Consider the following 19,176-nt stretch of genomic DNA (forward strand, 5'->3'; position numbering starts at 1 on the left):
GGCCCCGATTAGAATCGACTGCATGACCGAGCCGGCCCCGTCCGAAGTCCCGGCCCAGCGCGGGCGGAGGGCCCAGCGAGCGTCGGCGGCCCGGGCGCGACGGCGGGTCAGCGTGGTCGGTGTGCTGGGGGAGCTGCTGATGACCGGCGGTGTCCTGGTGCTTCTCTTCCTGGCCTGGCAGCTCTGGTGGAACGACGCGGTGATGGCCGCGTCGCAGTCTCGCGCCGCCGAATCGATCAGCCAGGGCTGGACAGCGGACGTCGCCCCAGATCCTGACCCGGCCCCGGTCACCGAGGAGGGCTATGGCGACCCCGTGGTCGCCACTGCGCCGGGCAACGCCGACGCCTTCGCGGTGCTCTACGTGCCGCGTTTCGGCGCGGACTACCAGCGCACCATCGCGCAGGGCACCGGAACGGATGTGCTCAACAGCGCTGCCCTGGGCATCGGACACTACCCGAGCACCCAGATGCCCGGCGAGGTGGGTAACTTCGCCATCGCGTCGCACCGCAGCGCCAACGGTGGGGGCATGCACCTCATCCACGAACTGCAACTCGGCGACGCCATCTACGTGCAGACGGCCGACGGGTACTACACCTACCGGTTCCGGGACTTCGAATACGTGCCGCCGAGCGCCGTCGAGGCGATCGCGCCGGTGCCGCACGACCCGGAAGCCACCCCGGTGGACCGATTGATCACCCTGACCACCTGCAACCCGTTGCTCTCGACGGCGGAGCGGATCATCGCATACGGTGTATTCGAGTCCTGGCAGCCGACCTCGGCCGGAGCACCGGCCGAGCTGGCCGCCATGATGCCCGCCGGCTGAGCCTCCACCCGCGGCAGCGCCCACCAACCAACCCAGATCGAGGACACCCACCATGTACGCAGCCCTCTGGCGCATACTGCCCGGACCGCTCTGGGTGCGCATCCTTCTCGTGCTCATTCTGCTGGCCGCGGTGCTCTACTCCCTTGCCACCTGGGTTTTCCCCTGGGTGAACACCATTGTTGACAACCAGGAAGTGACGGTGGGCTCACCATGACCCGCATTCTCGTAATCGATAACTACGACAGCTTCGTCTACACGCTCAACGGCTACCTCCGCGAGCTGGGCGCCGAAACCGAGGTCGTGCGCAACGACTCCATCGCCCTGACGGATGTGGCGTCCCGCCTGGCCGAATTCGACGGCGTCCTCGTCTCACCCGGTCCAGGAAAACCGTCCGACGCGGGCATCTCGATCCCCGCCGTGGAGGTCGCGTTGGCGACCAACCAGCCGTTGTTCGGGGTGTGCCTGGGGCACCAGGCCATCGCAGAGGCCTTCGGGGCCACGGTGACCAACGCCGAAGAGCTGATGCACGGCAAGACGTCGCTGATCACCCACGACGAGAGCGAGCTCTACACCGGGGTGCCGCAGCCGTTCACCGCCACCCGGTACCACTCCCTGGCGGTGGTGGACGGCACGGTGCCCAGCGAGCTCGTCGTGACCTCCCGCACCGCCGGCGGCGTGATCATGGGCGTGCAGCATGTGTCAGCGCCGATCCTCGGGGTGCAGTTCCACCCGGAGTCGGTGCTCACCGAGGGCGGCTACCTGATGGTGGCGAACTGGTTGGCCCTGGCGGGGCTGCCGGAGGCGCGTGAGACCGCTAAGCACCTCACCCCGATGCTCAAGCTGGGCTGACCACCCCCACCACCCCCACCACCCCCACCACCCCCACCTGTTGGTGGTGGCGGGTGACTAGTTCGCGCAGTAGGTGAGTTCGACCTCGGACTGCTGGGGCACGTCTCCTGGCGCCAGCGACTGCGTGGTGATCGGGGACCCTGGCAGCTGGTCGCAGGTGTAGTCGGGCTCCAGCACCGGCACCAGCTGCAGGTCCGGCGTCTGCAGGAGCTGGTTGGCCGCGGTGAGGGACTGCCCGACCACGTTGGGCATGGTCACCAGCCCGGTGGACACCGTGAAGTCCACGGTGGAACCGAGCGGCGTCTGGCTGTGTGGCTCAGGGACGGTGTCGATGACGATTCCCTCGGCCACATCCGGGGAGTTCTCGGTGGTCACCGAGCCGGAGACGAAGTCGCGCTCGAGGAGGAACGGTTCGGCGGCGGCAAACGGCTGGTTGGTGGTGTCCGGCATCTCCACAAGCTCGGCGCCGGTCGAGACGTACACCTTCACCACCGTGGCCGGCGGGGCGATGGTGCCCGACGGCGGTTCGGTGCGGATGACCTCGTCCTTGGCGACGGTGGCGCTGGACTCCTCGGCCTTCGTGGCGGCCAGGTCGAGCTCGAGGAGCGCGTTCTGGGCATCGTCGTAGCTGGTGCCCACGAGAACCGGCACCCGCCTGGACGACTCGGGCAGCTCGTTGCTGGGGCTCAGGCTCAACGCCCAGAACATCACCGCGATGACGATGACGACGACACTGACGATTCCGGCCCAGATCCAGATCACCGGGGGGCGCCGCTGGGTGCGGTCCATCGTCTGGTCTTCGGCGAGCTGCTTGAGGGCGAGCTCGGAGGTCGAGGCGACTTCGGGTGGGGCGCCGAACAGGCCGCCGGCGACGTCGTCGGCAGGCCGGCGCACCGGGATGTGCCCGGCACCGGCGGTCTCGACGTCGTTGCGGAACTCGACCGCGCTCTGGTACCGGTCGAACCGGTCCTTGGCGAGGGCGTGCACGACCACCGTGTCGAGTGCGGGGGAGACCTTGGGGTTGATCGAGCTGGGCTTGACCGGTGCCTCGCTGACGTGCTGGTAGGCGACGGCGACGGGCGTGTCACCCCGGAAGGGCGGTCGACCCGTGAGCATTTCGAAGAGCACGACACCGCTGGAGTACAGGTCGGTGCGGGCATCCACCGACTCGCCCTTGGCCTGCTCGGGGGAGAAGTACGAGGCCGTACCCAGGATCGCGGTGGTCTGCGCGACGGTGGTGGCTGAGTCAGAGATGGCGCGGGCGATGCCGAAGTCCATCACCTTGACCTGGCCGGCCTTGGTGATCATGATGTTGCCCGGCTTGATGTCGCGGTGCACGACGCCGGCCCGGTGGGAGTATTCGAGCGCGGTCAGCACCCCGTCGATGATGCGAACGGCCTCGGTGGCTTCGATCGCACCTTCCTTGATGATGTCCTTGAGCAGGCGCCCGTCGACGAATTCCATGATGATGAACGGAATCTGGGTCTCGGTGCCGTCGTCTTCGGCGATGGTCTCTTCACCGGCGTCGAACACCCGCACGATGGTGGGGTGGGCCATCCGCGCGGCGGCCTGAGCCTCCTGGCGAAACCGGGTGCGGAAGGCGGGGTCGGCGGCGAGGGACGACTTGAGCAGCTTGATGGCCACGGTGCGGCCGAGGCGGGAGTCGGTGCCGATGTGCACGTCGGACATGCCGCCGCGTCCGATTGACGCGCCGACGCGGTATCGACCAGCAAGCAGTCGGCCCTCATCAGTCAATGCAAATCTCCCTGCTCGCGGACACTGTTGGTCATTTTACTCGGGATGCCCGTGCCGGCCGGCCGCTGGTGCGGCCCGGCGGCAACTGGTCTACTCAGCGGGCGCGGCCGGTGCGACTGGAGCCTTGGTGGCTGTCGGGGTGGGCGTGGGCGTCGGGACCTCTTCGGCCTCCACGATCACGGATGCCGTGGGCGAGTAGCCGGACGGTGCGTCGTCACCGCAGAGGTACTGGAACTTCACGGTGAAGTCCCCGGTTCCCGCGGTGACCGTGGCACTGGTGGCATCCGCACCGGTGATGCCGGGCGAGACGACGCCGTTGCCCTCGGCCAGGACCTCGTAGCCGGTGAGGTCGCGGCCGGCGGGGCAGGACTGTGCCGGCCAGGAGACGGTGACCTCGCCGCCGGGCTCGACAGTGCCAGGGTCGACCGTCGGCGGGCCGGACGGAGCGGTAGGCAGCGCCAGGGCGCCGTAGACGCTGACCTCGATCGTGGTGCCCTTGTTCACCGAACCGGTGGGGTTGATCTCGTAGACGCGATCGACCTGGTCGGCCGACTCGGCGGCACGCTGATCGTTGACGACGTTGGCGCTGAGCTCGAGTTCGGCGAGCTGGTCGCGTGCCTCACCGCTGGTGAGCCCGATGAAGTCGTCCCGGTTGATGCGCACGGTGGTGGCCGTCGGTGTCGGCGTCGGCGTCGGGGTTGCGGATTCCTCCGGCTCGGGCGCCTGCGATGTTTGGATCGGCTCTGGCGTTGACGTCTGGTCGGTGAAGATGGTGAACAGCGTGCCCGCGAGCACCAGGCCGAGGATCGAGATGAGCGCGATCAGCGGCCAGGTCCAGGGGCTGCGTTTTTTCTTCTTTTTCGGCGGTGCGGTGGCGGCGGCAGCGGCAGCGGCCTCCGCCCGGGTGCCGGGCTGGGTGCCGCCGGGGGTGGCTCCGGCTGACGGCATCAGCATGGTGGTCTGGTCTGCACCGGCGCCTGGCATCAGCGCGGTGGCGGCGGTGGGGGTGATCCCGGCCATGATGGCGGGCACGGATGCGGCGGCTGCCGCGACGTCGCCGCGGCGCAGCGCGATCGACGCCCGGGCGAGGTGGGCCGCGGAGGCGGGACGCTCGGACGGGTTCTTGGCCAGGCAGGAGATCACCAGGTTGCGCACCGGCTCCGACACCGTGTCAGGCAGCGGCGGCGGCTGTTCGTTGATCTGCGCCATGGCAATGGCGACCTGCGACTCACCCGTGAACGGGCGGCGGCCGGCGAGGCTCTCGTACGCGACGATGCCGAGAGAGTAGATGTCGGTGGTCGGCGAGGCCGAACGGCCGCTGGCCTGCTCGGGCGAGAGGTACTGCACGGTGCCCATGACCTGGCCGGTCGCGGTGAGCGGAACCTGGTCGGCGATGCGTGCGATGCCGAAGTCGGTGATCTTGACCCGGCCTTCAGGCGTGATCAGCAGGTTGCCCGGCTTGATGTCACGGTGAACGAGGCCGGCGGCGTGCGCGGCGTGCAGCGCGGCGGCGGTCTGGGCCACGATGTCGAGGACCTTGTCGGCGGGCAGGGTGTGCTCGCGTTCGAGGATGGTGGAAAGCGCCTCACCTGGCACCAGCTCCATCACCAGGAAGGCGCTGCCGTCTTCTTCGCCGTAGTCGAACACGTTGGCGATGCCCTCGTGGTTGACCAGGGCGGCGTGCCGGGCCTCGGCGCGGAAGCGCTCGAGGAAACCGGGGTCACCGAGGTATTCGTCCTTGAGGATCTTGATGGCGACAGTGCGGCCGATGACGAGGTCGATCGACTGCCACACCTCGCCCATACCGCCAATGGCGATGCGCGACTGCAGCTCGTATCGTCCCCCGAAGGTGAGCCCTGCTGTGGGTCTCATTTATTCAGCACCGCCTCTAGTACCTGTTTCGCTATCGGTGCGGCAAGCAAGTTGCCGTACCCCGTCTGACCGAGTCCCCCGCCATCTTCGATGAGAACGGTGATCGCGTACTGCGGGTCATCCGCGGGGGCGAATCCGGTGAACCATAACGTGTATGGGTCATCGTCGCCGTTCTCCGCAGTCCCCGTTTTTCCCGCCACGTCGACTCCGTCTATTCTTGCATTGCTTGCGGCACCCTCCTGGACCCCGTTGACCATCAGACGGGTCATCGTGGCCGCAGTTTCGGCACTGAGCACGCGGTCGGCGGCGACGGGTTCGAAGGTCTGCAGTGAGCTGAGGTCTGGCGCGAGGATCTCGTCGACGAGGTTGGGCTGCATCTGGATTCCTCCATTGGCGATCGTGGCGGAAACCAGGGCCATCTGCAGCGGCGTCGCCTGCACGCTGGTCTGGCCGAACGCGCTCAGCGCGGTCTGCGCGGCGTCGGGGTTGTCGGGGTAGGTGCTGGCCGTGACCGACAGCGGAATGGTGAACTCGGAGTTGAAACCGAACTTCTCGGCCATCTCCCTGATGGCGTCGTCGCCCAGCTGCAGGCCCAGCTCGGCCATCGGGATATTGCAGGACAGCGCCAGCGCCGTGGCGATGGTGACGGTGTCGCCGCCGCCGCAGGTGCCGCCGCCGGAGTTGGTGACGACGGAGCTGGAACCGGGCAGCTGGAAGCTGGCCGGGTTCGGGAAGGTGCTGTCGGGGGTGAACTGGCCCGATTCCAGGGCGGCCGCCACGACGACGACCTTGAAGACCGAACCGGGCGGGTTGAGCGAGTTGATCGCGCGGTTGATCAGCGGGTCGCCCGGGGCATCCACCAGGCTGGCGTAGGTGTCGTTGACCGCTGCGCTGTCGTGTACGGCGAGGGTGTTGGGGTCGTAGCTGGGCTTGGACACCATCGCGAGGACCCGGCCGGTGGCGGGCTCGGTGACGACGACGGAACCGGTGAGGTCGTCCAGGGCGTCCCAGGCGGCCTGCTGGGCGACCGGGTCGATGCTGGTCTCGACGGCGGCACCCTTGGGGTCCTGGCCGGTGACCAGGCTCGAGACCTGGTCGAAGAACTGCGCGTTCGAGGTGCCGCTGAGCTCACCGTTGAGCGCCTGCTCGAGCCCGGTGGGGGCGCCGTTGACCGGGATGAAACCGGTGACGGGGGCGTAGAGCAGACCGTTGATGTAGGTGCGCTGGAACTTGAAGTTGTCGTCGACCGGGATGGACTGGGCGATCGGCTCGCCGCCGGCCAGGATCGCGCCGCGTTCGACGGAGTAGCTGTCGAGCAGGGTGCGGGTGTTGCGGTCATCGGCGGCCAGGTTGTCGGACTGGAACACCTGGACGATGGAGGTGGAGCAGAGCAGCGCCACGAACATGAGCAGCACCACGGCGCTGACTCGCTTGAGTTCACGATTCATCTAGACCACCAGCCGAGGTTGGTTGCGGACGGTGTCGGACAGGCGCAGCAGCAGGGCGACGATGATCCAGTTGGCCACGAGGGAGGACCCACCGGCGGCCAGGAACGGCGTGGTGAGGCCGGTGAGGGGGATGACGCGGGTGACGCCGCCGATGACGATGAAGCACTGCAGCGCGATGACGAAGGAGAGCCCGACGCCGAGGAGCTTGCCGAAGTCGTCTTGGCCGGCGAAACCGATGCGGAATCCGCGGGCGACGAGGAGCAGGTAGAGGGCCAGGATGGCGAAGATGCCGGCCAGGCCGAGTTCTTCACCGAGGCTGGCAATGATGTAGTCGCTCTGCGGGACCGGGGTGAGTTCGGGGCGGCCCTGGCCGAGGCCGGTGCCGATGAGGCCACCCTTGGCCAGACCGAAGAGACCCTGCACCAGCTGGTAACTGCCACCGGCGGCGTCGTACACGACCGGGTTGAGCGCATCCAGCCAGTTGGTGAACCGGCCGTTGACGTACTCGAGGGTCTGGCTGGCGATGAGGGCGCCGCCGAGGAACAGCGCCATGCCCAGCAGCACCCAGCTGAGCCGGGCGGTGGCGAGGTAGAGCATCACCAGGAACAGGCCGAAGTAGAGCAGGGCGGTGCCGAGGTCACGCTGGAAGATGATGACCGACATCGACAGGGCCCAGACCACGAGGATCGGGCCGAGGTCGCGCAGGCGCGGGAAGCGCATGCCGAGGAACTTCTTGCCCACCATGGACAGGCTGTCGCGGTTGCGCACGAGGTAGCCGGCGAAGAACACCGCCAGGGCGATCTTGGCGATCTCACCGGGCTGGAAGGTGGCGAAATCGCCGATGCCGATCCAGACCCTGGCCCCGCTGACCTCGCGGCCGAGACCGGGCACGAGGGGGAGCAGCAGCAGGGCGACACCGACAAAACCGGCAACGTAGGTGTAGCGGAACAGCACCCGGTGGTTGCGGATGATGAGGATCACCGCGATGGCACAGGCGATGGCCATGCCGCTCCACACGGTCTGCCGCACGGCGGCGCTGGCCCATCCGCTCTCGTTGTTGGCAATGTCGATGCGGTAGATCATGGCGATGCCCAGGCCGTTGAGCAGGGTGGCGATGGGCAGCAGGAACGGGTCGGCCTCGCGCGCGACGAAGCGCAACACGAAGTGCAGGGCGAAGACCAGACCGGACAGGCTGGCGCCCAGCAACACCAGGGTGGTGTCGATCAGGCCGAGAGCCCCGAGCTGCACCAGCACGACGGCGCCGAGGTTGACGCCGCAGGCGATGGTGAGCAGGAAGAGCTCGAGGTTGCGCAGCTTCTGCGGCAGGTGCAGCCGACGGATCTTCCCGGTTTGCGGGGCGGCCTCGCGGGGCACCGTGGCCTGGTTACTCTGCCGGGGCATTGCTCAACCGTTCCACGATGAGTTGGGCGTCTTCCAGGGAGGAGGCGTTGATGGTGCGCTCCACCTGCTGGCGGTCGTAGACACGCAGCTGGTTCAGTTCCAGGTCGGTGTCTTCGTAGACGCTGGAGAGTTTGATCGGGCCCAGGTCTTGCTGGATGCCCTGGTAGATGGCGATGGTGCTGCCCTCGACACCCACGAAGTAGCGGCTCTGCGTCCACTGGTAGCCCAGCACGGCGGTGCCGACGATGGCCAGCATGAGCAGAACGATGCCGGTGAGCCAGGTGAGCTTGCGGCGCAACGCCCGGCGGGCATCCTCTTCGATCAGTTCGGAGAGGTAGTCCTGCGAATCGGGTTCGAAGTGGGTTTCCCGCACCGGGTGCATCCGCAGCGACGGGATGCGGGGGGCTCGGGTGCGCACGGGCTCTTCCCCGAACGCGAGCGGAGCGGAGGCCGAGCCGACGACGACGGGGTCACCCTGACGTTCGCCGCCTGCGCCGATGTCGACGACGACGATGGTCACGTTGTCAGGCGCGCCGCCGTCCAGGCTTTCCTTGACCAGCCGGTCGGCCACGGCCTGCGCGTCGAGCAGGGACTTGAGGGCGTTGGCGATGCCGGTGTTCGACACCACGCCGCTGAGCCCGTCCGAGCAGAGCAACCAGCGGTCACCGGCGCGGGTGGCCAGGATGGACGTGTCGATCTCGGGGGAGGCCTCGACATCACCGAGCACCCGCATCAGCACCGAACGGCGCGGGTGCACCATGGCCTCGGCTTCGGTGATGCGGCCGCTGTCGACCAGGCGCTGCACGAAGGTGTGGTCGGTGGTGATCTGCGACAGCTCGCCGTCACGGAACAGGTAGATGCGGGAGTCGCCGATGTGGGCGATCGCGACCTGGTCGTCGATGACCACGAGCGCGCTGACGGTGGTGCCCATGCCGGTGAGCTCGGCGTGTTCGAAGACGGTTTCGGCCAGCTGCGAGTTGGCGGCGATGAGGGCGGCCTGTAGGGCGAATTCGGCGTCTTGCGGCGACTGGTAGGTGCGGTCGGCCTCGATGATGCGCTTGGTGGCGATCGCGGAGGCGACGTCTCCGCCAGCGTGCCCGCCCATGCCGTCGGCGACGAGGAACAGGGTGTGCCCGGCGTACCCGGAGTCCTGGTTGTTGGATCGGATCTTGCCAACGTTGGACGCGGCTGCGCTATGACTAACCGTTGCCATGCGCTACCGCCGGAGCTCGAAGCTGGTCGCGCCGATTTTGACGGTGGTGTTCAGGGGAACTGAGGTGGGGACGGTCACACGTTTGCCGTTGAGGAAGGTGCCGTTGGTGGAGTCGAGGTCCTGCAGCATCCAGTCGTCGTGCCAGAGCATCAGACGGGCGTGGTGGGTGGAGGTGTAGTCGTCCCGGATCACCAGGCTCGAGTCGCTGGAGCGGCCGATGGTGACGGGCTCGGACCCGAGCGGGAATTCGGTGCCGGACTTGGGGCCGGACGTGATGACCAGTCGGGTAGCCGTCTGGGTGGTGGCCTTCTCCGGGCCGGCCGGAGCCGCAGGAGCCGCCGGGGCGGCGCTCTGCCTGGAGAACTGCTCGGTCGGGGCGGATGCCGACGCGCTCGGTGCCTGCGCGAACGGTGCCGCGGCCGGAACGGGGGCCGGCGGCGGGGTGGCGAACGGGGCGCCGGGAGCGGCGGCGGCGGGCGTGGCATCCGTGGCGAGCTTGCGCACCCGGTGGCCGAAGAGGTCGCTGCGCAGGGCGTAGACGATGCCGAAGATGAACAACCACAGCACCAGCAGGAACGCCAGGCGCAGCACCAACAGGGTCAGTTCACTGGGATTCACGAGTTCGGCCCCCAAAATCCGCCCATGTCGTGCCGCTGGGCGGAGTTGTCGGCCCGACGGGCCTCGGTCTGGTCGGCGCCGGCTTGGGCGACGACCCGGAAGATGATGCGGGTGCGTCCGATGGTGATGACCGAGTCCGGTTCGAGGATGGCCTGCTTCACCGGTGCACCGTTGAGCTGCGAACCGTTGGTGGAGCCGAGGTCACGCACCTGGGCGCGGGTGCCGTCCCAGATCACCTCGACATGCCGGCGAGAGGTGCCGGTGTCGTCGATGGTGATGTCGGCATCCGAGCCACGGCCGATGACCGTGCGGGATTTGACCAGCTGGTGGCGCTGGCCGTTGATGTCGACCACCGGGGTCCACGCGACGGTGCCGGAGACCGAGGTGGAATCGATCTGCACCATACCCTCGCTGAGGGTGTCGTCTTCGGCGAAGGTGATGGTGACGGCGCCGGTGAACTGGTAGCCCTGCGAGGCGGCGTGCTGCTGCACGAGCTGGCTGAGCTCGTCGACGAGGGCCGGACCGAGATCGGCCATGCGGCGGTAGTCGGCGTCGGCGAGGCGAACGGTGAACCGGTTGGGCGCCAGGATGCGGTCCCTGGAGACGACGGCGGCTTTGGTGTCAAGCTCGCGACGCAGCGCCGAGGTGATTTCCACCGGCTGCACGCCCGACTTGAAGGTCTTGGCGAAAGCGCCGTTTACGGCGCGCTCAAGACCTTTCTCAAAGCTGTCCAGTATGCCCACAGGTCTCCCGATCCGGTCCGTTTGGCTATGTGCATGTTACTTGCCCCACGTGTTAACTCACCCAATGGGCGGGTCGGGGCACGGGAAGTCATCCTACGGGGGTAGCCACGCTGAACCACTAACGGGGGTGGGTGGATGGGTCGGGGCACCGGCTCAACTGCCCGGATTCCCCCGAATGGCGTTAGAGGCCCGGGCAATGCTAGGATTTCCAAGTTCGCGCGAGTGGCGGAATTGGCAGACGCGCTGGCTTCAGGTGCCAGTATTCGAAAGGATGTGGGGGTTCAAGTCCCCCCTCGCGCACAGTGGGTCAATTGCAAAACAGGCAGTATCTATTTGCAAAACCCAAAGCGAACAAGAAAGGCCCCCGGGAAACCGGGGGCCTTTCGTCGTTCTCAGCACTTTGAGCGTCGTGGACCGGCGCGCAGACTTTTGTTAGTCGTCAGCGCGCGGCCCCAGGCTGCAGTGGGCAGCGAAAAAGGCGCCCCAGTCGGCCGGAACATGAGTTTCCGAGCACGGCGAAGCGCCTTGTGATGCGGGTAAGGGAATTGAATGGCCCGGGGCAGCTACTTCTTGGCCGGTGGGTCCTTTCTTGCTGCCAAACGGTCTTCCTCTTTGTTCTTGGCGGAGAAGTTGTCCCACGGGGCGATGCGAGTGTTGCTCTCTCGTCGTTTTTTCCGTGCCGCTAACTGCGCGGCGTCTCGTTTATCGCGTGAGAGAGAGGAGCTAGCCGTCATCTCGTCTCGGAAGCTCTGGAGCTTCCGCAGGTTCCCTGTCACCACGAGCATTGCAATCATCAAGAACTGCGCCGTCGAGCCACGCATTCGGCGCCTCTCTGCGATGTGGATGCCTTCGTGAGCGCCGTCCTTCAGGAATCCGTCTACTCCTTCAATGGTGTTCCGGTCGTGGTTGTACATCGTTGACCACTCGTCCGAGCCGTATTGGATGTGCTGCGCCAGCTTTGCCCCCGCCTCGATCGGCACGGTTACGGAGGAAGCGTTAGTGCAGATCTTGTCGCGTTTGTTTTCCTCCGGTGGGTCGAAGATCGGAGTGCGGGCGTCGTCACTGGGACCGCATCCGCCGTTGACCAGCGGGCAGCTGGCGGTTGCGCCGGGCCCGCGTGCGGGGCACATCATTGCGATGCTGCCCTTCGCGTCGGGTTTTGACTTGGGACGGAGCATGTACTGACGCCGTTCGACAATCAGCAGGCGCCACGCCTTCTTGTCGATTCGACCGGCGCGCTCGTCGATAGTCGCGGTTATGAGGCGGTTGGGCATCGAAGGGCAGTACAAAGCGCCTTCCACTTGAATTGCACCGGCGTAGCCGTCCTTTGCGCCGAGCTGGTCCTCTCGGTAGTCCGTGTAGATCTTGTAGCCGAGACGCCGAGCCGGGAGTTGATAGTCGTCCGGATGCGCGCTGGCTGCGTAGCCGCGGTCACCGGTGAGACGGCCGATGGGATGGCCTCGGTCAGCGACTCCGACGATAATGTCCTTTGCCGCTTCGATGAGAGCCTTGCCGGGGATGGTCATGGCTATTCCTGCCACGAGGAGAGGAAAGCCGGGCAGCGTGTTGGGGTCGTGGTTCGTCTGGACGGCAATTGTCACGTCCCAACCAAATACTGCCTTCTTGACCTTCCTCGGATCTGTCGGTGTGTTGTGCCGGCTGTCGCGGGTGTACCAGCCAGCATCATGCTCGACGGCGTGGAACTTCTTGCCCCACGGGGCGCCGCGCTTTCCGAACGCCGGCACAACAGTTGCGTCGATGCAGAGGTCGCCTTTCCAGTTCTGACGGAACTCGGCTGGGACAAGCTGCAGTGTTGCCTCCACAAGCTGATTGCACACCCAGTTCAGACGGGCCTGCTTGGCGCTGGCACCGGTTTCCTCACGTCGACGAAGCGTCAGTTCAATCTCCTCGGGAGTTGGGAACTTGCGTCGATGACCGGGTTTCGGGTCGATGGCGTCGAGAGCGCGGTGAAGGGCGTGCCAGAGCGGCCAGAACCATGTCCTAGCGTCACGTCGCTGGCCCCAAAGTCCGAGGTGGCGAAGGGATGTGTTGCTCAGCCGCTCGCCAGCGATGATCGCCATCTCCCCAACGAATAGGGAGCTGTGTTCGGTGCTCAGTAGGAGCAACAATGCCAGGGCGGTCCGGGTGGAGACAAGCCGCGGCCGTCCGCCGGGACCAGCCTTCTTCCGATCGCTGAGCTGCCAAGCGTCATTTTGGTCTGCGACGCCGGAATCGTCGATGAGCTGGACGACAAATTCCACCTGTCGGTGGCTAATCTGACTGTGATTGCCTGTGAAGCGGCCGGCAGGCAACGCCTGCCAGAGGGTCTCCATGACTACGGGGCTCGCCGGCGCCTCAGACATCGCGGACCTCCCGTCTGAACATCGCTGTCAGACGGTCATCCGAGGGCAAAGGGACGTAATCCGCGAGTCGCTCGAAGGTGGAGAACGACTTCACCCCGGCAGCGGCCATGAGAGCGAATGGCTCGGTCCCGCCCGTCAAGTGTTCGACCAGCCAAGTGGAGCGGAGCCGCTCAACTGTGAATTTCTCTGCACCCTTCGAGGCATTGTTAAGGAAGACATTGATGTAGTGCCCGGGATCGTTTGGGCGGAAGTCCTTCACAAGAAGGTGAGCTTCGAGGAGCGGGGACGCAAGGAGCTCAAGCAAATCGGGCTCCCAAGCCGCCAAGCAAACGACGGTTCGCGCGCGGTCACCCCGAACAACGACGCGCAAAGCATCCGCTCCTGCATGGACATCATCAACTCGCAAATCGATGATCTCCGAGACCGAGAGACCACAACCCGCGCCCAGGGCGAGGAGCGTACCCCTTTGAATTTGACGTCCGACGCGCTCTTTTCAAGATCAAGACCGTCGCTGTGCTTCGGAGCGTACTGCGCGCCCTCGGGGTATACCCGGCGGGTTTGCTGGGCATGACCTGAGCAAGCGCCGTGAGTTGCTGGGCGGCGAGGTCTCCTGAGTGCACGAAAAAACCCCTGGCCAAGGAGCTCGATGAAACGAGGATCGTCCGTGTCGGGCTCCACAGACTGGCGGAGCTCGATACATACCATCCTGTGGTGCCCAATGACCCACCAAACCTACCGACCCTGCTCGCATCCCACCGCCCCCATTACGGGTCCTAGCGAGCTCCAGCAGGCGAGCATAGGTTCTGCCCGAGGGCGGCTTTTCGAGCGCATCTGGATTTTTGATCGGCTCCAAGGTGTCAGCTGCTTTCGGGTTATAGGCGTGCGTGAGCTCGTCATGTGGTCGGGGTGGTGTCTTTACTCGCGACCTATTGATAGGGGATAACTTGTCGTTTCTCACCGCGCCTTCGCGCTTTACGGGCAAGCGCTTCGCGCTGCAGTCAGCGATCGTAGGCATCACCTGCGTCGCCCTTGTGGGCGGCATCACCCAGACCGCGTACGCGGCTCTGCCGACCGGCCCCTCAACAACTGGCCTGGCCGGTGCGCGGCCGAACGCTACTGCCTTGCCGTTCCGAAGCAGCGAGCAGGACTGGCAAACTCGCGCTAACCAAGCGGTGGATGTCCTTCGTGAGAGATTCCCTGATGCGTTTGCAGAGGCGATCCTCGGCGAGGCATCGTTTACTGTTCGATTCCGTGGTGACGTTCCCCCCGAGGCGACCGCTTTCCTCGATGGTGTGGGCGTTCCGTTCGAGCTAGTGGGGGGAGTTGGTTTCTCCGAGGCAGAGCTAATTGGCGCCGTCAATGACGTGCACATAGCAGTCCTCGAACTGGTCGGCCCAGGCGTCGACTTCTCGACCGAGCCGGTTTCTGGCACAAGCGAGATCAAGGTGATCGTGGATCCGGCAACTCAATCAGCCGCGCGTGGTGAGAACGCGCAACTTGATGCAAGCGCAATCGAGCTGGCACTCGAAACCGCCGACAGCGCCTACCCAAAAACATTCGACGTATCCGTCTCACTCGAGGAGGGCGCCGCTGTGTCAACGGAAGGATACGGCCAAGCCGGCGGGACGAAAATTTCTGGCGCAACTGGATATTGCACGTCAGCCTTTGTCGTCAAGAGAGTCGGTGGCTCAGAACTAGGTGTAGTGACTGCAGGCCATTGCCCGAACTATCTACAGCAGATCTCGCCTAACGGAAACTTCTCGTTCGACTTCAGGTCAGAACACCAAGGCGCTAGTGGCGACATACAGTGGATGCGAAGCCCAGTCATGATGGACTCATGGTTCCACTACGATTACGGCCTTGGATACCCCGTGAGGGCGGTAGCCACCGCATCTGTTGGCACGGCCATCTGCCACTTCGGAGTATCCACAGGCCGGTCATGCGGCTGGGTGAAAGCCAACTACATTTCGATCACGTCTGACGGGAAGAACTACAGCAACATGTCAAGAGCTGAAGGAGCGGAACTCACATCCGCTGATGGCGACAGCGGAGGGCCTTGGTACCAGGGAACCACTGCATACGGCATTCACCATGGCTCCGCTGTGAATGCCAACCCACGCTATTTCACGCCGGTTAGGCAAGCAGAGGCGCTGTTTGCAGTCTCGGTGTGCATCGAGGGGCGCTGCGGATGAGAGCCCAGTTAGGCGGTGCAGTGCTTGCCGCTTCGACCGTCTCGTTACTGCTTGCGGGATGCTCGATTGCTCCGGGCGATAACACTGCGTCAGCAAGCCCGACCGTAACAAGCGTTTTGGCAACCAGCGACTTGGACGTCGGTGATTCACTGAGGGAAGTAGCACTAGAAGGGGAGTTATCCATCACCAACGGGTGCGTAACCGTTGACTCCGTAGTCGTGCCGATCTTTCCGTCGTCAGCGGAATGGGATGGAACTATTCTGCGGTGGAAGGGGCAGGAATATCAGGTCGGGGATACCATTGCTCTCGGTGGCGGGGAACCGAATCAGGAACGTGAATTACCCGCTGAATGCGCCGCACTCGACAACTTTTTCCTCGTCTCGGACAGATAGTCGGCTTGTACAACGACGAGGGTTGTCCAGTAGTCCTCGATTGCATTCGTCTGCTCGGGGTATTGTGTCGTTCGGCGTCGAGTTTCTTATAGAGTCGTTAGTAGTTTCAAAGCCCCCCGTTCGCCCATAATCTCGCAATCGACACCTACCGCTAGGTGCGACGCTACCCAAAACAGGGCAAGGCCGGCCTCGCCGAGCGAACATCGCGGCCTCGCTCAACGCCAACGAGGACAAGCGCGCAGCGAGAATCACAACTGCCGCAGGCGCGGCCGCCGCTGAAGGCGGGGTCGCTGAGAATCGCTGCGGCCACCGCGGTGCCTGCTCGGACGGTGGCGCGGATCCTGGCTCGCTCCAGCCCACCGTTGGCGTCGTGCGACCCGTTCACTGGGGAACTGATTCTGAATTCCCGGGCGACCGCAGACCGCAACGACCGCGACAAGCCCGGCGAAATGGCGCGTATCAACGAAAGAGACTTGACCGCACCCCGATGGCGGAGGCGGGCGCTCTCCCGGCCGATCCGCAGCCGTTCGCGGCCGCGGGATCGGATTCGACTACGTCCACGTCGTCGACGACGACGACCGCCGCCTTGCGTAGCAAAAGATTCGAGACCGCCCACTGGGCGATATCCCTCGGGCCGCGAAAGCCGGCCACCTACTGTCCAAAGATGACCGGCCTCCACGAATGCGCTAGCCCTTACTGCTCCGCGGATCGTTTCCCTTCGGGATCGTGTCCTTCGCGCGGATCGAGCCGTCTCGGCCATGGATATTAAGTTCTCCACCACCGGCGTTGCCGATGATCTCGCGTCCACGGTTGATTGCGTCAGCCTGGGTGTCGTGGTGGGAGGATGCTCGAGTCGCTCCGGGCGCCTTGACATCCCATCCACCGTTGGAGTTCGGCACTACGTGCCTCGGATTCTGTGTAGTCATTTCGTTCACCCCCTCTCGGACAAAGCGTCCCACAGCGTCGACTCCTGCTTCACATCCGCCATGCGGCGGGGACCAGGAAGTGAGGTCGGGCTACAGAGATGATGGCTAGGCCAGAGGTGATAGCTGCAATGACTGCCCTAACATATCGGGCTTGATCAGCGCATTTCTGCCCCCACTTCGGGTCCTAGCGAGCCTCCAAAGGCGAGCATAGGTTCTGCCCGAGAGCGGCTTTCAATGCGCATCGGGATGTTGAACGGTTCCACGGTGTCAGCTGCTTTGAGTCCAGCGTCGGGCATGAGCCCGTCATGAGGTCGGAGTGGTGTCTTACTCACGACCAATTGATGGGGGTAACTCTTGTCCTTTCTCACCGCACCTTCACGCCGCAAAGGCAGGCGCTTCGCGCTGCAGTCGGCGATCGTCGGGATCACCTCTGCTGCCTTGGTCGGCGGCGTCGCCCAGACGGCGTATGCGGCCATGCCCACCGGCCCAACAACAACCGGATTGACCGGCGCGCGGCCAAACGCCACCGCACTCCCGTTCCGGATCAGTGACCAAGTCGCGGCTTCAGTGGATGTCGCGACAGGTAACCTGCTCGTCACCACGCAAGCCCTCGCGCTGCCCAGCGTGAACAGCACTGTTCTTCTCGGTCAGACGTACAACTCATTGGGCTGGCAAGTCGCGTCGTCGACGAAGCCTCCGGCGCACCGGTGGTCTTTGGGGTTGGCCGCGTCGGGCAGCTTGTCGTCGGACGGCGCGAATGTTGTCTACACCGGTGCCGATGGGGTCACATGGAAGTTCACGCCGGTCGCGGGTTCCTCAACGGCTTTCACCTCCTCGGCCGGCTTCAAACAGGACTTGGTGAAGACCAGTGATGGTTACACCTTGACCGACCGTACGTCCCGGCAGGTGGTCACATTTGACGCGGACGGGGTGCCGATGAAGGTCGCCGATCGAAACGGCAATGCGACGGTGATCAGCACCGACTACGGCGTCCCGTACAAGGTCGTCTCCGCGGCTGGACCGACGGGCGCGCGCACGGCCAATCTGGCTTACAACGCTACCGACCGCAAACTCACCATCACCCAGACTGCAAACGCAAGCAACATCCGAACCGCGACTTATCAGAAGGATGCCGCCGGAAACCTCATCAATTTCACTGATGCTGCGGGTAAAGCGACGACCTTTGCGTACTCCGGGTCGGATCTGACCTCAATCACCTCACCCACGGGGGCAGTGACGAATTTCACCTACGACGGCAGCACCCACATGGTGAACAAAATCGACCAACTGAACACCACCGCCGGCTCCCCGGGGACCTCCACAACACGGCTGACCTACCCAAGCTCATCGCAGACCTTGGTCGCGGGCCCGAACACTGATGGCAGTGTCGCGGTCGCCACCGTCGATCACACGACCTACACAATCAATCCCACCCAGGAACTGGTCACCAAGGCCGTGGACGCGGCGGGTCGGGAGAAGTCGAAGACCTACACCGGCAACGCGGACACACTGACGGCCACCGTGGGTGCCACTGGCGGTCCTGGAGCAGGAGGCACGTATGGTGCCAACAGCGGAAATTCGCTCACGAAGGCGCAGTCGCCCGGCGGAGCAGCGGACCAGGCTACGTACGGCTCGACTACGAGCACGGCGTACCTGCCGGCTTCCACGACAGACTCGGACGGGAACACGAGCCTGCGCACCTTCAACGGTGCCGGGAACCAGCTCACCACCGCAGATGCCGCCGGTGCCACGGCAACCCTCGCGTACAACACGAACGGCGACGGGACAATAACGAGCGCAACGGCCCCGGGCAACGGGTCCAACAAGACCGTTTACGTGCACAACTCGGACAAGCAGCTGTCAACCGTGACGCCGGTCACTGGATCCAGCCTGGGGGTGAAGACCTACACTTACGACGCCTACGGGCGGATCGCATCCGCAACGGACGGTCGCGGGAACACGACGCAGTACACCTACGACAAGATCGACCGGCTCCTGACAACCGTCGCCGGGACCGCAACGGTCACCAACACCTATGACGAGGCCGGCAATCTAACAAAATCGGTCAGCCCGACCGGGACGATCACCAACACTTTTGATCAACTCAACCGTCAGTTGACCACCGCCAACACGGCCGGCGGATCCGAAACCTACACCTATGACAAGGCATCGAAGGGACTGCCCCCGGTTTAGTTGACTCCTAACCTGTGGAGATTCGTCTTCGCTGGAAAGATGTCATCATGCCCAAGCCCTACCCGCCCGAATTCCGCCGCGATGTTGTCGCGGTCGCCCGGAAGCACGAAGCCCCGCTGAATCAGATCGCGAAGGACTTCGGGATCTCGGAGTCCTGCCTGGCGAATTGGCTGAAGAAAGCCGACGTCGAAGAGGGCGTCAAGCCCGGCGTGACCGAGAAGGAATCCGCGGAGCTCCGTGATGCGAAGAGACGCATCCGGCTGCTCGAGCAGGAAGCCGAGGTCATGCGGCGGGCCGTGGCCTATCTTTCCCGGGACGTCAACCCAAAATGATGTACCCGCTGGTCCGTGAATTGGCCGTCGACGGTGTCCCCGTCACGGTGACCTGC

General features: G+C 64.9%; 15 protein-coding genes, 1 tRNA gene and 1 pseudogene. 7 read left to right on the top strand and 10 right to left on the bottom strand.

The window, feature by feature from the left end; genetic code table 11:
* Positions 1 to 22 precede the first annotated feature (22 nt).
* Genes K2F54_RS11570 through K2F54_RS11580 form a run of 3 tightly spaced genes read left to right on the top strand, consistent with a single transcriptional unit; the run spans position 23 to position 1,672 of the window.
* On the top strand, positions 23 to 823 hold the full coding sequence (locus K2F54_RS11570) for a class E sortase (RefSeq protein WP_255577027.1): 801 nt from the start codon (positions 23 to 25) through the stop codon (positions 821 to 823).
* 52 nt (positions 824 to 875) lie between these two features.
* Positions 876 to 1,037, top strand: a complete 162-nt coding sequence (locus tag K2F54_RS11575) for a hypothetical protein (RefSeq protein WP_220606011.1) — start codon at positions 876 to 878, stop codon at positions 1,035 to 1,037.
* Positions 1,034 to 1,672 carry an anthranilate synthase component II gene (locus tag K2F54_RS11580; protein WP_220606012.1) on the top strand — a complete coding sequence of 213 codons (639 nt, stop codon included), beginning with the start codon at positions 1,034 to 1,036 and terminating at the stop codon, positions 1,670 to 1,672. Before K2F54_RS11575 ends, K2F54_RS11580 begins: the two co-directional genes overlap by 4 nt.
* A gap of 57 nt (positions 1,673 to 1,729) precedes the next feature.
* Here K2F54_RS11580 and pknB read toward each other — a convergent pair whose 3' ends face one another.
* The 7 genes from pknB to K2F54_RS11615 all read right to left on the bottom strand — a co-directional run bounded on the left by pknB (position 1,730) and on the right by K2F54_RS11615 (position 10,722).
* Positions 1,730 to 3,427 (bottom strand): Stk1 family PASTA domain-containing Ser/Thr kinase, encoded by a 1,698-nt coding sequence (gene pknB / locus K2F54_RS11585; RefSeq protein ID WP_220606013.1) that lies wholly within the window; start codon positions 3,425 to 3,427, stop codon positions 1,730 to 1,732.
* Between the two features lie 90 nt (positions 3,428 to 3,517).
* The gene (locus tag K2F54_RS11590) at positions 3,518 to 5,299 is read right to left on the bottom strand and encodes a protein kinase domain-containing protein (protein ID WP_220606014.1); all 1,782 of its coding nucleotides are present in this window, start codon (positions 5,297 to 5,299) and stop codon (positions 3,518 to 3,520) included.
* Positions 5,296 to 6,747: a peptidoglycan D,D-transpeptidase FtsI family protein gene (locus K2F54_RS11595; protein ID WP_220606015.1), complete on the bottom strand. Its 1,452-nt coding sequence runs from the start codon at positions 6,745 to 6,747 to the stop codon at positions 5,296 to 5,298. Before K2F54_RS11595 ends, K2F54_RS11590 begins: the two co-directional genes overlap by 4 nt.
* Positions 6,748 to 8,148, bottom strand: a complete 1,401-nt coding sequence (locus K2F54_RS11600) for an FtsW/RodA/SpoVE family cell cycle protein (RefSeq protein WP_220606016.1) — start codon at positions 8,146 to 8,148, stop codon at positions 6,748 to 6,750.
* Entirely contained in the window at positions 8,132 to 9,361 is a 1,230-nt protein-coding gene (locus K2F54_RS11605) for a PP2C family protein-serine/threonine phosphatase (protein ID WP_220606017.1), read from the bottom strand. The genes K2F54_RS11600 and K2F54_RS11605 overlap by 17 nt, the downstream gene beginning before the upstream one ends.
* 3 nt (positions 9,362 to 9,364) lie before the next feature.
* A complete protein-coding gene (locus K2F54_RS11610; RefSeq protein WP_220606018.1) occupies positions 9,365 to 9,979 on the bottom strand; it encodes an FHA domain-containing protein FhaB/FipA in 615 nt (204 codons plus the stop codon).
* A complete protein-coding gene (locus tag K2F54_RS11615) occupies positions 9,976 to 10,722 on the bottom strand; it encodes an FHA domain-containing protein (protein WP_220606019.1) in 747 nt (248 codons plus the stop codon). The genes K2F54_RS11610 and K2F54_RS11615 overlap by 4 nt, the downstream gene beginning before the upstream one ends.
* Positions 10,723 to 10,938: 216 nt before the next feature.
* On the opposite strand from K2F54_RS11615, the gene K2F54_RS11620 reads away from it, so the two are divergent.
* Positions 10,939 to 11,022 (top strand) — tRNA-Leu (locus tag K2F54_RS11620).
* 263 nt (positions 11,023 to 11,285) lie between these two features.
* Here K2F54_RS11620 and K2F54_RS11625 read toward each other — a convergent pair.
* Positions 11,286 to 13,055, bottom strand: coding sequence for a hypothetical protein (locus tag K2F54_RS11625; protein WP_220606020.1), 1,770 nt, complete (start codon positions 13,053 to 13,055; stop codon positions 11,286 to 11,288).
* 22 nt (positions 13,056 to 13,077) lie between these two features.
* Positions 13,078 to 13,344 carry a hypothetical protein gene (locus K2F54_RS11630; protein WP_220606021.1) on the bottom strand — a complete coding sequence of 89 codons (267 nt, stop codon included), beginning with the start codon at positions 13,342 to 13,344 and terminating at the stop codon, positions 13,078 to 13,080.
* A gap of 685 nt (positions 13,345 to 14,029) precedes the next feature.
* On the opposite strand from K2F54_RS11630, the gene K2F54_RS11635 reads away from it, so the two are divergent.
* Positions 14,030 to 15,277: a S1 family peptidase gene (locus K2F54_RS11635; RefSeq protein ID WP_220606022.1), complete on the top strand. Its 1,248-nt coding sequence runs from the start codon at positions 14,030 to 14,032 to the stop codon at positions 15,275 to 15,277.
* A 1,078-nt stretch (positions 15,278 to 16,355) separates the two neighbouring features.
* Here K2F54_RS11635 and K2F54_RS11640 read toward each other — a convergent pair.
* Complete coding sequence (locus K2F54_RS11640) at positions 16,356 to 16,595, bottom strand: DUF2188 domain-containing protein (protein WP_220606023.1); 240 nt, start codon at positions 16,593 to 16,595, stop codon at positions 16,356 to 16,358.
* A 354-nt stretch (positions 16,596 to 16,949) separates the two neighbouring features.
* Between K2F54_RS11640 and K2F54_RS11645 the strand changes: the two genes are divergently transcribed.
* On the top strand, positions 16,950 to 18,788 hold the full coding sequence (locus K2F54_RS11645; RefSeq protein ID WP_220606024.1) for an RHS repeat domain-containing protein: 1,839 nt from the start codon (positions 16,950 to 16,952) through the stop codon (positions 18,786 to 18,788).
* Positions 18,789 to 18,835: 47 nt separating this feature from the next.
* A pseudogene (locus K2F54_RS11650) lies at positions 18,836 to 19,176 on the top strand (transposase); the annotation flags it as partial.

It is taken from the genome of Cryobacterium inferilacus (genome assembly GCF_019599185.1).
GTDB lineage: Bacteria > Actinomycetota > Actinomycetes > Actinomycetales > Microbacteriaceae > Cryobacterium > Cryobacterium inferilacus.

Coding starts and splice junctions, on each gene's coding strand:
- K2F54_RS11590 (WP_220606014.1), bottom strand. CDS start 5,299: ATGAGACCCACAGCAGGGCTCACCTTCGGGGGACGATACGAGCTGCAG.
- K2F54_RS11595 (WP_220606015.1), bottom strand. CDS start 6,747: ATGAATCGTGAACTCAAGCGAGTCAGCGCCGTGGTGCTGCTCATGTTC.
- K2F54_RS11600 (WP_220606016.1), bottom strand. CDS start 8,148: ATGCCCCGGCAGAGTAACCAGGCCACGGTGCCCCGCGAGGCCGCCCCG.
- K2F54_RS11570 (WP_255577027.1), top strand. CDS start 23: ATGACCGAGCCGGCCCCGTCCGAAGTCCCGGCCCAGCGCGGGCGGAGG.
- K2F54_RS11625 (WP_220606020.1), bottom strand. CDS start 13,055: ATGGAGACCCTCTGGCAGGCGTTGCCTGCCGGCCGCTTCACAGGCAAT.
- K2F54_RS11580 (WP_220606012.1), top strand. CDS start 1,034: ATGACCCGCATTCTCGTAATCGATAACTACGACAGCTTCGTCTACACG.
- K2F54_RS11605 (WP_220606017.1), bottom strand. CDS start 9,361: ATGGCAACGGTTAGTCATAGCGCAGCCGCGTCCAACGTTGGCAAGATC.
- K2F54_RS11640 (WP_220606023.1), bottom strand. CDS start 16,595: ATGACTACACAGAATCCGAGGCACGTAGTGCCGAACTCCAACGGTGGA.
- K2F54_RS11575 (WP_220606011.1), top strand. CDS start 876: ATGTACGCAGCCCTCTGGCGCATACTGCCCGGACCGCTCTGGGTGCGC.